Source organism: Arthrobacter sp. SD1074B (assembly GCF_056780195.1).
Map to the genome: position 1 here is coordinate 1461282 of NZ_JBRAZT010000001.1, position 14856 is coordinate 1476137.

Sequence of the window (14856 nt, forward strand, 5' to 3'; positions counted from 1 at the left end):
GCGGGCCGCCGCCGTGCCGCCGTGACACGGCGGCGGGTGCGGTTCCGTCACGCGCAGCTGCGGGGCGGTCCGGCACCGGCGATCCTGCTAACTTAGATTCCGTGTCCCAGCTAAATGATCTTCAGTCCCAGCAGAACGACCCCGGCTTCGCCAACATCTGGCAGGAGCTGAAATGGCGCGGCCTCGTCCACGTCTCCACGGATGAGGCAGAGCTGGAGAAACTGCTTGCCGGCGCTCCGGCGACGTACTATTGCGGCTTCGATCCCACCGCGCCCAGCCTGCACCTCGGCAACCTCGTGCAGCTGCTGCTGATGCGCCGGCTCCAGCTGGCAGGCCACAAGCCCCTCGGCCTGGTGGGAGGGTCCACCGGACTGATCGGAGACCCCCGGCAGACCGCCGAACGGGTGCTCAACACCCCGGAGACCGTGGCGGAATGGGTCGGCCGGCTGCAGGGCCAGGTCCAGCGCTTCCTCAGCTTCGATGGCGACAACGCGGCACGGATGGTCAACAACCTCGACTGGACCGCCCCGCTGAGCGCCATCGATTTCCTGCGCGGCATTGGAAAGCACTTCCGCGTCGGCACGATGATCAAGAAGGACATTGTCGCCACCCGCCTGAACTCTGACGAGGGAATCAGCTACACCGAATTCAGCTACCAGATCCTGCAGGGCATGGACTACCTGCAGCTGTTCCGCGACTACGGCTGCGTGCTGCAGACCGGCGGATCCGACCAGTGGGGCAACCTCACCAGCGGCACCGATCTGATCCGCAAGGTGGAGGGCAAGCACGTCCATGCGCTGGGCACACCGCTGATCACCAATTCGGACGGCACCAAGTTCGGCAAGAGCGAGGGCAACGCCATCTGGCTGGACGCAGAGATGTGCAGCCCTTACGCCTTCTACCAGTTCTGGCTCAACACCGCCGACGCCGACGTCGCCGCCCGGCTTAAGGTCTTCACCTTCCTCAGCCGCGCCGAAATCGAAGCCCTCGAAACCTCGGTCTCCGAACGGCCGTTTGCCCGGGAAGGCCAGCGCAAGCTTGCCTACGAGGTCACCTCACTGGTGCACGGCGTCGAGGCCACGGAGAAGGTTATCGCCGCCTCGGCAGCCGTGTTCGGCGGCGGAGACCTGACCGCCCTGGATGCCGAGAGTCTCCGGGCCGCGACGGCGGAACTTCCTTCCGCCACTGTGGACGGCTCTGGACTCGGCATTATTGACCTGCTCGTGGCTACCGGGCTCTCCGACAGCAAGTCCGCCGCCCGGCGGACCGTGGGGGAGGGCGGGGCTTACGTGAACAACACGAAGATCTCCGACCCCGACGCCGTCATAGCGCCCGACGAACTGCTGCACGGGCGCTACCTGTTGCTGCGCCGCGGCAAGAAGAACCTGGCAACCGTGGAGGTTTCGGGAGGCTAGCCGGCTCCTCTACCTGGGCCGGCCCTCGGCCTCCTGCACGCTCCCCTCCGGCCGATTTGCACGGCCGCAGGGGAGCGTGTATTGTTTTCTGAGTCGCCGCCGTTGAGTGGTGACCAACCCCCAACAAAAAGAAGCGATTCTTCCTGCGCAAGGCGTGGGAAAGCGAAATTGCTTCACATTTTGCTGGGCGGATTCGCTTCCTCGGAGTGAATTCCGGAAGAACTTCCGGGTTTGCAAAGTGGAAATGAATGAAATAAGCTAAATACATCGCAGCGAAGAAATGCGGAACAAAAAGAAATTCACCGAGTGAATTGTTTCGAGAAGTATTCGAATGTGTCTGTTGTTTGAGAACTCAATAGTGTGCCAAGTTTGTTGATACCAATTTTGTATTGAATTGGTTGATTGTGCCGGATCTGCCACCCCGTGGTTGGGTTCGGTGTTTTTAGCTGGTTTCAAATTTTGTGCAGCCTGGTTCCGCGTTTTCCCGTGGTGCCTGGTTGTGTCTGTTTTTCTTCAACGGAGAGTTTGATCCTGGCTCAGGATGAACGCTGGCGGCGTGCTTAACACATGCAAGTCGAACGATGATCCCAGCTTGCTGGGGGATTAGTGGCGAACGGGTGAGTAACACGTGAGTAACCTGCCCTTAACTCTGGGATAAGCCTGGGAAACTGGGTCTAATACCGGATATGACTCCTCATCGCATGGTGGGGGGTGGAAAGCTTTATTGTGGTTTTGGATGGACTCGCGGCCTATCAGCTTGTTGGTGAGGTAATGGCTCACCAAGGCGACGACGGGTAGCCGGCCTGAGAGGGTGACCGGCCACACTGGGACTGAGACACGGCCCAGACTCCTACGGGAGGCAGCAGTGGGGAATATTGCACAATGGGCGCAAGCCTGATGCAGCGACGCCGCGTGAGGGATGACGGCCTTCGGGTTGTAAACCTCTTTCAGTAGGGAAGAAGCGAAAGTGACGGTACCTGCAGAAGAAGCGCCGGCTAACTACGTGCCAGCAGCCGCGGTAATACGTAGGGCGCAAGCGTTATCCGGAATTATTGGGCGTAAAGAGCTCGTAGGCGGTTTGTCGCGTCTGCCGTGAAAGTCCGGGGCTCAACTCCGGATCTGCGGTGGGTACGGGCAGACTAGAGTGATGTAGGGGAGACTGGAATTCCTGGTGTAGCGGTGAAATGCGCAGATATCAGGAGGAACACCGATGGCGAAGGCAGGTCTCTGGGCATTAACTGACGCTGAGGAGCGAAAGCATGGGGAGCGAACAGGATTAGATACCCTGGTAGTCCATGCCGTAAACGTTGGGCACTAGGTGTGGGGGACATTCCACGTTTTCCGCGCCGTAGCTAACGCATTAAGTGCCCCGCCTGGGGAGTACGGCCGCAAGGCTAAAACTCAAAGGAATTGACGGGGGCCCGCACAAGCGGCGGAGCATGCGGATTAATTCGATGCAACGCGAAGAACCTTACCAAGGCTTGACATGGACCGGACCGGGCTGGAAACAGTCCTTCCCCTTTGGGGCCGGTTCACAGGTGGTGCATGGTTGTCGTCAGCTCGTGTCGTGAGATGTTGGGTTAAGTCCCGCAACGAGCGCAACCCTCGTTCCATGTTGCCAGCGCGTAATGGCGGGGACTCATGGGAGACTGCCGGGGTCAACTCGGAGGAAGGTGGGGACGACGTCAAATCATCATGCCCCTTATGTCTTGGGCTTCACGCATGCTACAATGGCCGGTACAAAGGGTTGCGATACTGTGAGGTGGAGCTAATCCCAAAAAGCCGGTCTCAGTTCGGATTGGGGTCTGCAACTCGACCCCATGAAGTCGGAGTCGCTAGTAATCGCAGATCAGCAACGCTGCGGTGAATACGTTCCCGGGCCTTGTACACACCGCCCGTCAAGTCACGAAAGTTGGTAACACCCGAAGCCGGTGGCCTAACCCCTTGTGGGAGGGAGCTGTCGAAGGTGGGACTGGCGATTGGGACTAAGTCGTAACAAGGTAGCCGTACCGGAAGGTGCGGCTGGATCACCTCCTTTCTAAGGAGCACCTACAGCAACCCTGCCCCGTGTATGCGGGTGTGGTGGTGTTGTCAGGAGTAGGCCCGTTGCGCAGGCGTTTGTTCTGCGGCGGGTGCTCACGGGTGGAATATCAGCAAATAGCGGCCGCATGGTTTTGTTCTTGCCCAGTACGGATGCTCTTGAGTGTCCTGGAACGGCGGGGGCGGGGGTTGTGCGGTTTAGTGTTTGGCACACTGTTGGGTCCTGAGGCAACAGGACCATGGCCGGCGTTCCGGGTGTTCTTCCCTTTGGGGAGGGTGTCCGGGGTGCGGGGTGTGGGACTTGTGTTTCTGGTTTCCCGGCTGCAGCGAGCATGCACTGGTGGGTCCTTTCGGGGGTCCGGGTGTGTGGGGTGTGTGGTATGGGGTTGTTGTTTGAGAACTACATAGTGGACGCGAGCATCTTTTATAAGAAGCAATTTCCAAGAAATATGAACCTGGATCTGTGCTGTTGCTGCGGTGGTGCCCTGTTTGGGTGTTGTTGTGGTGATGGTGTGGTTTCCGTGGTTTTCTCGAAAATTACTCCTTGATCTTTTGTGGTCAAGTTTTTAAGAGCACACGGTGGATGCCTTGGCATTAGGAGCCGAAGAAGGACGTAGGAATCTGCGATAAGCCTGGGGGAGTCGATAACCGGACTGTGATCCCAGGGTGTCCGAATGGGGAAACCCCGCCAGACGCGCGAGTGATCTGGTGACCCGCATCTGAACACATAGGGTGCGTGGAGGGAACGCGGGGAAGTGAAACATCTCAGTACCCGCAGGAAGAGAAAACAATAGTGATTCCGTTAGTAGTGGCGAGCGAACGCGGATCAGGCTAAACCGTTCCATGTGTGATAGCCGGCGGGCGTTGCATGGTCGGGGTTGTGGGACTTTCCGTTCTGTCTCTGCCGGGACAGTGGGGTGAGAGCATGTGCATAGGTGAACGGTCTTGAAAGGCCGGCCAGAGAGGGTGTGAGCCCCGTAACCGAAATGTAGTGTGCCGCCTGGGAAGTATCCCAAGTAGCACGGGGCCCGAGAAATCCCGTGCGAATCTGTCAGGACCACCTGATAAGCCTAAATACTCCCTAATGACCGATAGCGGACCAGTACCGTGAGGGAAAGGTGAAAAGTACCCCGGGAGGGGAGTGAAACAGTACCTGAAACCGTGTGCTTACAATCCGTCGGAGCAACCGCAGCTTGCTGTGTAGTTGTGACGGCGTGCCTTTTGAAGAATGAGCCTGCGAGTTAGTGTTACGTCGCGAGGTTAACCCGTGTGGGGAAGCCGTAGCGAAAGCGAGTCTGAACAGGGCGTTGCAGTGGCGTGATCTAGACCCGAAGCGAAGTGATCTACCCATGGCCAGGTTGAAGCGACGGTAAGACGTCGTGGAGGACCGAACCCACTTCAGTTGAAAATGGAGGGGATGAGCTGTGGGTAGGGGTGAAAGGCCAATCAAACTTCGTGATAGCTGGTTCTCCCCGAAATGCATTTAGGTGCAGCGTTGCGTGTTTCTTACCGGAGGTAGAGCTACTGGATGGCTAATGGGCCCTACAAGGTTACTGACGTCAGCCAAACTCCGAATGCCGGTAAGTGAGAGCGCAGCAGTGAGACTGTGGGGGATAAGCTTCATAGTCGAGAGGGAAACAGCCCAGACCACCAACTAAGGCCCCTAAGCGTGTGCTAAGTGGGAAAGGATGTGGAGTTGCGAAGACAACCAGGAGGTTGGCTTAGAAGCAGCCATCCTTAAAAGAGTGCGTAATAGCTCACTGGTCAAGTGATTCCGCGCCGACAATGTAGCGGGGCTCAAGTACACCGCCGAAGTTGTGGCATTCAGATATTAGCTAAGCCCTTGTGGTTCAGGCGTCTGGATGGGTAGGGGAGCGTCGTGTGGGCAGTGAAGTCGCGGTGTAAACCAGCGGTGGAGCCTACACGAGTGAGAATGCAGGCATGAGTAGCGAAAGACGGGTGAGAAACCCGTCCGCCGAATGATCAAGGGTTCCAGGGTCAAGCTAATCTGCCCTGGGTAAGTCGGGACCTAAGGCGAGGCCGACAGGCGTAGTCGATGGACAACGGGTTGATATTCCCGTACCGGCGAAAAACCGCCCATGCTGAACAGGGGATACTAACCGCCCGAGACCTGCCCGATCACCCTTGTGGTGTGAGGGTTTTGGTGGAGCGCGGGACCTGATCCTGGGAGGCAAGCGTATTAACAGGTGTGACGCAGGAAGGTAGCCGAGCCGGGCGATGGTTGTCCCGGTCTAAGGATGTAGGGCGAACGGTAGGCAAATCCGCCGTTCATGATGCCTGAGACCCGACGGGACCCCCGTATGGGGGGATTCGGTGATCCTATGCTGCCTAGAAAAGCATCGACGCGAGGTTTTAGCCGCCCGTACCCCAAACCGACACAGGTGATCAGGTAGAGAATACTAAGGCGATCGAGAGAATTATGGTTAAGGAACTCGGCAAAATGCCCCCGTAACTTCGGGAGAAGGGGGGCCCCCATCGTGATGGACACTAGCTGTCCGGAGCGTGCAGGGGCCGCAGAGACCAGGGGGAAGCGACTGTTTACTAAAAACACAGGTCCGTGCGAAGTCGCAAGACGATGTATACGGACTGACTCCTGCCCGGTGCTGGAAGGTTAAGAGGACCGGTTAGCCGCAAGGCGAAGCTGAGAATTTAAGCCCCAGTAAACGGCGGTGGTAACTATAACCATCCTAAGGTAGCGAAATTCCTTGTCGGGTAAGTTCCGACCTGCACGAATGGAGTAACGACTTCCCCGCTGTCTCAACCATAAACTCGGCGAAATTGCAGTACGAGTAAAGATGCTCGTTACGCGCAGCAGGACGGAAAGACCCCGAGACCTTTACTATAGTTTGGTATTGGTGTTCGGAGTGGCTTGTGTAGGATAGGTGGGAGACGTTGAAGCCCGGACGCCAGTTCGGGTGGAGTCATCGTTGAAATACCACTCTGGTCACTTTGGACATCTAACTTCGGCCCGTAATCCGGGTCAGGGACAGTGCCTGATGGGTAGTTTAACTGGGGCGGTTGCCTCCTAAAAAGTAACGGAGGCGCCCAAAGGTTCCCTCAGCCTGGTTGGCAATCAGGTGTCGAGTGTAAGTGCACAAGGGAGCTTGACTGTGAGAGAGACATCTCGAGCAGGGACGAAAGTCGGGACTAGTGATCCGGCGGTACATTGTGGAATGGCCGTCGCTCAACGGATAAAAGGTACCTCGGGGATAACAGGCTGATCTTGCCCAAGAGTCCATATCGACGGCATGGTTTGGCACCTCGATGTCGGCTCGTCGCATCCTGGGGCTGGAGTAGGTCCCAAGGGTTGGGCTGTTCGCCCATTAAAGCGGTACGCGAGCTGGGTTTAGAACGTCGTGAGACAGTTCGGTCCCTATCCGCTGCGCGCGCAGGAAATTTGAGAAGGGCTGTCCTTAGTACGAGAGGACCGGGACGGACGAACCTCTGGTGTGTCAGTTGTACTGCCAAGTGCACCGCTGATTAGCTACGTTCGGATGGGATAACCGCTGAAAGCATCTAAGCGGGAAGCTCGCTTCGAGATGAGATTTCCATACACCTTGTGTGTGAGAGGCCCCCAGCCAGACCACTGGGTTGATAGGCCGGATGTGGAAGCGAGGACTAACGACTCGTGAAGCTGACCGGTACTAATAGGCCGATAACTTACACCACACACTTCCCCGCGTGAACGGATTCAAAAGACGTTCACACCAGCGGAGAAGTACAAAGAAACAAGACTGCTTGCGTCCACTATGTGGTTCCCAACCAACAAACCCGCCACGGGCACGTTGCACGGAAACCCACAACTGAATAACAACACCACAACTGCACCACCAAGTGCAGCGAACATGTTGTAACCACCAGATTTCCCACCCCGGAAACGCCCCTTACACGGGCCGGACCAGGGCGCGGACACAGGGTTACGGCGGTCATAGCGTGGGGGAAACGCCCGGTCCCATTCCGAACCCGGAAGCTAAGACCCACAGCGCCGATGGTACTGCACCCGGGAGGGTGTGGGAGAGTAGGTCACCGCCGGACAACCATTACAGCCAGGCCCCGACACACACGTGTCGGGGCCTGAGCTCTTTAACCACCCACACCACCACCAAACCCCCGGCACCCGCGCCCACACCCTCCCGCACAAGAGACGCCCAAAACCGGAACCCTCCCGCACCACCGGCGCCCACCACCGCAACCCTCCCGCAGCAGAGCCGCCCAAAACGGGAACCCTCCCGCAGTCGTTCCGGGCCGGCTTGTGAGACTCGCCACCGCGGCCGCCGGCAGCGTCCCCGCCGTTAGCCGGGCGGGGGCGTCTCGCCTAGAATTGATTGAGATGTACGGACTTCGAAGCGCTTGATTTCGGGTTGCGTAGGGAACGAAACACGGAAACAGAGCGGCTGCGATTGCGCCAGTGGTCAGCTCATAACAGGAGGAATCCACCATGGCTGAGCACAATGACGGCAACCGCGGCGGCAACGACCGCGGCAACTTCGGCGGGGGACGTAATTCCGGCGGCGGCGGTTTCCGCGGCACGAATAACTCCGGGGGAGACCCTCGTGGGTTCCGGGCCAGGGATGATCGCAAGCCGTTTGGTGATCGTCCGTCACGTGAGGGCGCTGATCGGGATCGTAAGCCGTTCGCTGGTGGTGGGGATCGTGACCGTAAGCCGTTCGCCGGTGGTGGCGATCGTGACCGTAAGCCGTTCAGCGGTGGTGGCGATCGTGACCGCAAGCCGTTCGCCGGTGGTGGGGATCGGGATCGTAAGCCGTTTGGTGACCGTCCGTCACGTGAGGGCGGGGAGCGTCGTAGCTTCGGCGGCGATCGTGACCGTAAGCCGTTCAGCGGTGGTGGCGATCGTGACCGCAAGCCGTTCGCCGGTGGTGGGGATCGGGATCGTAAGCCGTTTGGTGACCGTCCGTCGCGTGAGGGCGGGGAGCGTCGTAGCTTCGGCGGCGATCGTGACCGTAAGCCGTTCAGCGGTGGTGGCGATCGTGACCGCAAGCCGTTCAGCGGTGGTGGGGATCGGGATCGTAAGCCGTTTGGTGACCGTCCGTCGCGTGAGGGTGGGGAGCGTCGTAGCTTCGGTGGCGATCGTGACCGCAAGCCGTTCGCCGGTGGTGGGGATCGGGATCGTAAGCCGTTTGGTGACCGTCCGTCGCGTGAGGGTGGGGAGCGTCGTAGCTTCGGTGGCGATCGTGACCGCAAGCCGTTCGCCGGTGGTGGGGATCGGGATCGTAAGCCGTTTGGTGACCGTCCGTCGCGTGAGGGTGGGGAGCGTCGTAGCTTCGGTGGCGATCGTGACCGCAAGCCGTTCGGCAACCGGGACGATCGTCCGGCCCGCAGCTTTGACCGCAGCGACTCGGGCGCCCGCACCTTTGGCCGCGACCGCGCCGAAGACCGTCCCGTGCGCGAACCGAACGCCAGGGATTTGCGCAGCGCCAACCGCCCGGACCGCGAGCGTTCACCGCAGATCGACGAGGACGTCACCGGCAAGGAACTCGACCGCGCCACGCAGCACCAGATCAAGACGCTCGAGGACAACAGCGCGGAATGGGTGGCGCGCCACCTTGTCATGGCCGGCCGCCTCCTCGATGAAGAGCCGGAACTCGCTTTCCAGCATGCGCTGGCGGCCAGCCGCCGCGGCGGCCGCCTCGCAGCGGTCCGCGAAGCCGTTGGCCTGACCGCGTACGCGGCAGGTCACTACGGCGAGGCGCTGCGTGAATTCCGCACCTACCGCCGGATCAGCGGATCCAACATGCATCTGCCGATGATGGCCGACTGCGAGCGTGGCCTCGGACGCCCGGACCGCGCTCTGGACATGGCCCGCTCCGAAGAAGCCAAGGACCTCGATGCTCCGGGCAAGGTGGAACTGGCGATCGTCGCGGCAGGCGCCCGCACCGACCTGGGACAGTTCGACGCCGCGGTCTCCGAACTGGAAATCGCGCAGCTGGACATCAACCGTGCCTTCTCCTACAGCCCGCGGCTCTTCCGCGCCTACGCAGATGCCCTGACCGCAGCCGGCCGCGAAGCCGAAGCCGGAAAATGGCAGCGGCAGGCCGTCGTCGCCGAGAAGGCACTGGGCCTGGGCATCGACGAGGAACCGGACATCATCGACCTCGGCTGGGACGAGGAAGAAGAAGCCCGCGAGGAAGCGCAGCGCCGCCGGGTCCTGCAGCAGCAGTCCGAGCAGCAGGCGGCCGCAGCGTCCGGCGAGTCCGCGCCCCGAGCCGCCGGCGCCGAAGCCGTAGCCGGCCTGCCGGAAGCCGCCGCTGCGCAGTCTTCGGCTCACGATCTGGAAGCCGGCACCGACGACGAAGAGCCGGACTTCTTTGAATCCGACGACGCCGAGTCCGACGAGGACTCCGTGGAAGCCGACGAGTTGGAAAGCGACGGGGTGGAAGCCGACGATCTCGAAGCCGGGGACGCCCACGCCGATGAGTCCCACCGTCCGGAACGCGCTGAGGACTAGTCGCTCATGGCCGAAGCTGAGCTGATTTCCCGGTTCGACGCGCTCCTGTCCGATTTGGACGGTGTCGTCTACGCCGGTCCGCACGCCATTCCCGGCGCGGTGGAGTCCCTCCGCCGGCTCGCCGGCATCGGCGTCGGACTGGGCTACGTGACCAACAACGCCTCACGCACGCCGGCCGAGGTGGCGCAGCACCTTCGTGACCTCGGCGCCCCCGCCGAAGACCAGCAGGTGGTGAGCTCCTCACAGGCCGCCGGTGAGCTGCTTGCCTCGTTGCTGCCTGCCGGTGCCCGGGTCCTGATCACTGGCGGTGACGCCCTGGCCCGCGAAATCGAACTCGCCGGGCTGGTGCCGGTCCGCAGTGAAGCCGAGGACCCCGTCGCCGTCGTGCAGGGATTCCACCCCGAACTGGGCTGGAAGGACCTCGCGGAGGCGTCCTACGTCGTCGCCGCCGGCGCCCTATGGGTGGCCACGAACACGGACATGTCCATTCCGCAGGCCCGCGGCATGGCGCCCGGCAACGGCACCCTTGTCGCCGCCGTCGCGGCCGCAACGGGCCGGCAGCCGCAGGTCGCGGGCAAACCGGAAGCTCCCCTGTTCCACGCCGCCGCCAAGCGGCTGGCCGCCGACCGCCCGCTGGTGGTCGGCGACCGGCTGGATACCGACATCCTCGGCGGCAACAACGCCGGCTTCGCCACCGTGGCCGTGCTGACCGGCGTCGACACCCGCGAATCCATCCTCGCCGCGCGTACCTTGGAACGGCCCACTTTCCTGATCAATGACCTCACCGACCTCTACCGCCCATACCCCGCGGTGGAGCACGACGGCGGGGGACGCTACCGCTGCGGTGCCGCCTCCGCCATCGTGGACGGCTCGACAGTGCGCGTGAGCGGAGACCCCGCGGACCTCGACGCCTGGCGGGCAGCCTGCGCCGCGTGGTGGGCCGCGAACCCGGAGGCCTCCCGCGCCCAGGCACCCGGCCTTGAATGGTTGGATCACTAGACTGGGAAGCATGACCGAGCCAAACGCTTCCCTTGACGCCCGCCCGGACAGCGACGCCGCGCGGGTTGACTGGCCCGAGCCCCCGGCGGAAACCCCCGTTGGAGACCCTGCCGTTGACGCGCTGCTGGCACAGCTCGGCACGTTGCCGGAGCTGCCGGTCGCGCACCACGGCGAGGTCTATGCCGGCCTGCACGACGGGCTGGTGGCGGCCCTCAACGAGGACGTGGCCGGGCAACCTGCGGGGGACCCGCCACGATGACCAGGCTTGACCAGGCCCTGGTCAGCCGCGGGCTGGCGAGGTCACGCACACATGCCGCGCGCCTGATCGGCGAAGGCAAAGTCAGTTCCGGAGGTGAGGTGCTGGCCAAGGCCTCGGTGCAGGTCCAGGACAGCATGGCCCTGGACGTCGCCGCCGGGGCCGAGGACGACTACGTCAGCCGCGCCGCCCACAAACTGGCCGGCGCCCTGGACGCCTTTCCCGCCGTCGGCGTGGCCGGCAAACGCTGCCTCGACGCCGGAGCCTCCACCGGCGGCTTCACCGAGGTGCTGTTGCGGCGCGGCGCCGCGCATGTCGTAGCTGTCGACGTCGGGCATGACCAGCTGGTACCGCAAATCCGCAACGACGCGCGGGTCTCGGTCCACGAAGGGCTCAACGTCCGGTACATGACCCCTGACCTGATCGGCGGCCCTGCGGCGGTGACCGTGGCGGACCTGTCCTTTATCTCGCTGACCCTCGTGGTGGCTTCGCTGGCGGCATGCACCGAGCCGGGCGGGGACCTGGTCCTGATGGTCAAGCCGCAATTCGAGATCGGCAAGGACCGGCTGGGCCGCACCGGCGTGGTCACCTCCGAGCGGGAACGCCGCCTGGCCGTCGCCAAGGTAGCGTCCGCCGCGATGGACGCAGGCCTGGACCTGGCGGGCCTGGCGCAGAGCCCGCTGCCCGGCCAGGACGGAAACGTGGAGTACTTCCTGTGGATAAAACGCGGGATCCGGACAGACCTGCCTAAGATCGAGGAGCGGGACGCAGCCGTTGCTGCGTTACTCGGAACGATCTGGTCGTAGCCCTGAAAGCACAAGCAGCACGAGAAGCACTAGAAGGTGGAAACCGATGAGCAGGCGTGTCCTCATCCTTGCCCACACCGGCCGCGAGGAGTCCCTCAAGGCCGCCTGGGAAGCGTGCGCCCAGCTGCACGACTCCGGCCTTGTCGCCGTGATGCAGAAATCCGAGCTCAGCGACATGGTCAGGTTCTTTGGCCGGCTGGATCAGCCCGTCGAAGTCCTGCACGACCACGTCAAACTGCCGGACGTTGAACTCGTCATGGTGCTCGGCGGCGACGGCACCATCCTGCGCGCTGCGGAGCTGGTGCGCGAGGTGGACGTGCCGCTGCTCGGCGTCAACCTCGGCCACGTCGGCTTCCTCGCCGAGAGCGAACGGGCGGACCTTGCCCAGACCGTGGAGTGGATCGCCAGCCGCCAGTACACGGTGGAGGAGCGGATGACCATCGACGTGCAGGTGTGGGTCCGCGGGCAGAAGATCTGGCACACCTGGGCGCTGAACGAGGCCGCAATTGAAAAGGGCAATCGGGAACGGATGCTTGAGGTGGTCACCGAGGTCGACGAACGCCCGCTCACGTCTTTCGGCTGCGACGGCGTCGTTCTCGCCACTCCCACCGGCTCCACCGCCTACGCGTTTTCCGCCGGCGGGCCCGTGGTGTGGCCGGAGGTCGAGGCGCTGCTGATCGTGCCGATCAGCGCCCACGCCCTCTTCGCCAAGCCGCTCGTGGTCTCGCCGCGGTCCCGGCTGGCCGTCGAAATCCTGAATCGCACCGACGCCCAGGGCGTGTTGTGGTGCGACGGCCGTCGCTCGGTGGACCTGCCGCCCGGTGCCCGCGTGGAAGTCACCCGCTCGGCCACCCCGGTCCGACTGGCGCGTACCCACCAGACCCCGTTCTCCGGCCGCCTGGTCCGCAAATTTGAACTCCCCATCCAGGGCTGGCGCGGACCCGTTCCGCAGACCGACGCCATCCACACCGGGCCCCTGCCGGTGGTGCGCACCCCGCGACCTATGCCGCCGCTGCCCGCACCCCGCCATGCGGATCCGGGCGCGGGCCCGGGTGCGCCAACTGATCCCTCGACTGCGAAGTGACCCATGCTTGAAGAACTGAGAATCCGCGACCTTGGCGTCATTACCGACGCGACGCTGCCGCTGGGCCCCGGCCTGAGCGTGGTGACCGGCGAGACCGGCGCCGGCAAGACGATGGTGGTCACCGCCGTCGGGCTGCTGCTGGGCGCACGGTCCGACGCCGGTGCCGTCCGCAGCGGCGCGAAAAGCGCCTCCGCGGAAGCCGTGCTGAAGCTCGATTCCGGGCACGCCGCGGTGACCCGTGCCCGCGAGGCCGGCGCGGAGGTGGAGGAGTTCGACGGCGGCGCCGAACTGCTCCTCGCCCGCAGCGTCGGTTCCGACGGACGCAGCCGCGCCTACCTCGGCGGACGCGCCGCGCCGGTCGGAGTCCTTGCCGAGATCGGCGGGACGTTGGTGGTGGTCCACGGACAGTCGGACCAGATCCGGCTCAAGAGCCCCGTCGCCCAGCGCGAAGCCCTGGACAAGTTCGCGGGGGAGGGCCTCGCCGGTTCGCTGGCCGCCTATCAGGAACTGCACGGGCACTGGAAGGCCAGCCAGACCGAACTGGACGAACTCCGCAGCGCCGCCCGCGAACGGCTGCGCGAGGCGGAATCCCTCGAAGCCGCCCTCGCCGAGATTGACGCCGTCGACCCGCAGCCGGGCGAGGACGAATCACTCAAGGCTGAGGCCGTCAAGCTCGCCAACGTCGAAGAGCTCCGGATCGCCGCCAGCACCGCGCATCAGGCCCTCATCTCCGAGGACTTCGGCGAGGACGCCGACGCCACCACACTGGTGGACGCCGCAAAGCGCACCCTGGAGCACGTCGCCGAACACGACGGCGAACTGGGTTCCGCCGCCGCCCGGCTGGCCGAAGTCGGCTTCCTGCTGAACGACATTGCCGGCGATCTGGCCAGCTACCAGGCCTCCCTCGACACCGAGGGCCCGGAACGGTTGGCAGAGATTGAGGACCGTCGCGCCGCGCTGGCCAAGCTCGTGCGCAAATACGCGCCCAGCATCGACGAGGTGCTGGTCTGGGCGGACCAGGCCCGGGGACGCTACGAGGAACTCCAGGACGACTCCACCCGGATCGAGGCGCTGGAGGCCGAGGTAGCCCGCGCCGAGACGGACCTTCGCAAGCAGGCCGCGGCCATCAGCAAGACGCGGAAGAAGGCCGCCAAGGACCTTTCCGCCCGGGTCAGCGCCGAGCTGACCGCGCTGGCGATGGCGGACGCGACCCTGGTCATCAACGTGGACCCCGGCGAGCAGTTGGGCCCGTTCGGCACCGACGAGATTTCCTTCCTGCTGCAACCCCACTCCGGAGCGCCGGCCCGGCCGCTGGGCAAGGGTGCCTCCGGCGGTGAACTCTCCCGTGTGATGCTCGCCATAGAAGTGGTGCTGGCCGCCGTCGACCCGGTGCCGACGTTCGTCTTCGACGAGGTCGACGCCGGTGTCGGCGGCCGTGCCGCCGTCGAGATCGGCCGCCGGCTGGCCATGCTCGCCCGGCACGTCCAGGTCCTCGTGGTCACGCACCTGCCGCAGGTGGCGGCCTTCGCCGACCAGCACATCCGCGTCACCAAGACCTCGGTGCGTGGTTCCGACGGCGCGACGGCGACCGGCTTCACTTCCAGCGACGTCCAGCTGCTCGACGAGGCGGAACGGGTCCGCGAGCTGGCCCGCATGCTGGCCGGGCAGGAAGACTCCGAATCCGCACGGGCACACGCCCAGGAGCTGTTGGACGACGCCAAGCTGCTGCCGCAGGCTTGAACGGCCTTCCGGCGCAGGGCACTGGGATG

7 protein-coding genes and 3 rRNA genes are annotated in these 14856 nt (G+C 63.5%); all 10 read left to right on the forward strand.

Features of this window, described 5'->3' with window-relative positions; translation table 11 throughout:
• Window positions 1–101: 101 nt before the first annotated feature.
• The 10 genes from tyrS (at window position 102) to recN (ending at window position 14827) form a co-directional block, all read left to right on the forward strand.
• The gene (gene tyrS / locus ACUYM2_RS06795) at window positions 102–1415 is read left to right on the forward strand and encodes a tyrosine--tRNA ligase (RefSeq protein ID WP_481599387.1); all 1314 of its coding nucleotides are present in this window, start codon (window positions 102–104) and stop codon (window positions 1413–1415) included.
• A 513-nt stretch (window positions 1416–1928) separates the two neighbouring features.
• Window positions 1929–3453 (forward strand): 16S ribosomal RNA (locus tag ACUYM2_RS06800).
• A 558-nt stretch (window positions 3454–4011) separates the two neighbouring features.
• A 23S ribosomal RNA gene (locus tag ACUYM2_RS06805) occupies window positions 4012–7145 on the forward strand.
• Between the two features lie 249 nt (window positions 7146–7394).
• A 5S ribosomal RNA gene (gene rrf, locus ACUYM2_RS06810) occupies window positions 7395–7511 on the forward strand.
• Together the 16S, 23S and 5S rRNA genes form the textbook arrangement of a ribosomal RNA operon.
• 403 nt (window positions 7512–7914) lie before the next feature.
• Window positions 7915–9942, forward strand: coding sequence for a tetratricopeptide repeat protein (locus ACUYM2_RS06815; protein ID WP_481599388.1), 2028 nt, complete (start codon window positions 7915–7917; stop codon window positions 9940–9942).
• A gap of 6 nt (window positions 9943–9948) precedes the next feature.
• Window positions 9949–10941: an HAD-IIA family hydrolase gene (locus ACUYM2_RS06820; protein ID WP_481599389.1), complete on the forward strand. Its 993-nt coding sequence runs from the start codon at window positions 9949–9951 to the stop codon at window positions 10939–10941.
• A gap of 10 nt (window positions 10942–10951) precedes the next feature.
• Window positions 10952–11200: a hypothetical protein gene (locus ACUYM2_RS06825; RefSeq protein WP_481599390.1), complete on the forward strand. Its 249-nt coding sequence runs from the start codon at window positions 10952–10954 to the stop codon at window positions 11198–11200.
• The gene (locus tag ACUYM2_RS06830; protein ID WP_481599391.1) at window positions 11197–12003 is read left to right on the forward strand and encodes a TlyA family RNA methyltransferase; all 807 of its coding nucleotides are present in this window, start codon (window positions 11197–11199) and stop codon (window positions 12001–12003) included. Before ACUYM2_RS06825 ends, ACUYM2_RS06830 begins: the two co-directional genes overlap by 4 nt.
• Before the next feature lie 46 nt (window positions 12004–12049).
• Window positions 12050–13087: an NAD kinase gene (locus tag ACUYM2_RS06835; RefSeq protein WP_481599392.1), complete on the forward strand. Its 1038-nt coding sequence runs from the start codon at window positions 12050–12052 to the stop codon at window positions 13085–13087.
• Between the two features lie 3 nt (window positions 13088–13090).
• Window positions 13091–14827, forward strand: a complete 1737-nt coding sequence (gene recN, locus ACUYM2_RS06840; protein ID WP_481599393.1) for a DNA repair protein RecN — start codon at window positions 13091–13093, stop codon at window positions 14825–14827.
• Window positions 14828–14856 lie beyond the last annotated feature (29 nt).

What these genes read in the sequence shown, in the direction of transcription:
- ACUYM2_RS06815 (WP_481599388.1), top strand. Translation starts at nt 7,915, where the DNA reads ATGGCTGAGCACAATGACGGCAACCGCGGCGGCAACGACCGCGGCAAC.
- ACUYM2_RS06820 (WP_481599389.1), top strand. Translation starts at nt 9,949, where the DNA reads ATGGCCGAAGCTGAGCTGATTTCCCGGTTCGACGCGCTCCTGTCCGAT.
- ACUYM2_RS06825 (WP_481599390.1), top strand. Translation starts at nt 10,952, where the DNA reads ATGACCGAGCCAAACGCTTCCCTTGACGCCCGCCCGGACAGCGACGCC.
- ACUYM2_RS06830 (WP_481599391.1), top strand. Translation starts at nt 11,197, where the DNA reads ATGACCAGGCTTGACCAGGCCCTGGTCAGCCGCGGGCTGGCGAGGTCA.
- ACUYM2_RS06835 (WP_481599392.1), top strand. Translation starts at nt 12,050, where the DNA reads ATGAGCAGGCGTGTCCTCATCCTTGCCCACACCGGCCGCGAGGAGTCC.
- recN (WP_481599393.1), top strand. Translation starts at nt 13,091, where the DNA reads ATGCTTGAAGAACTGAGAATCCGCGACCTTGGCGTCATTACCGACGCG.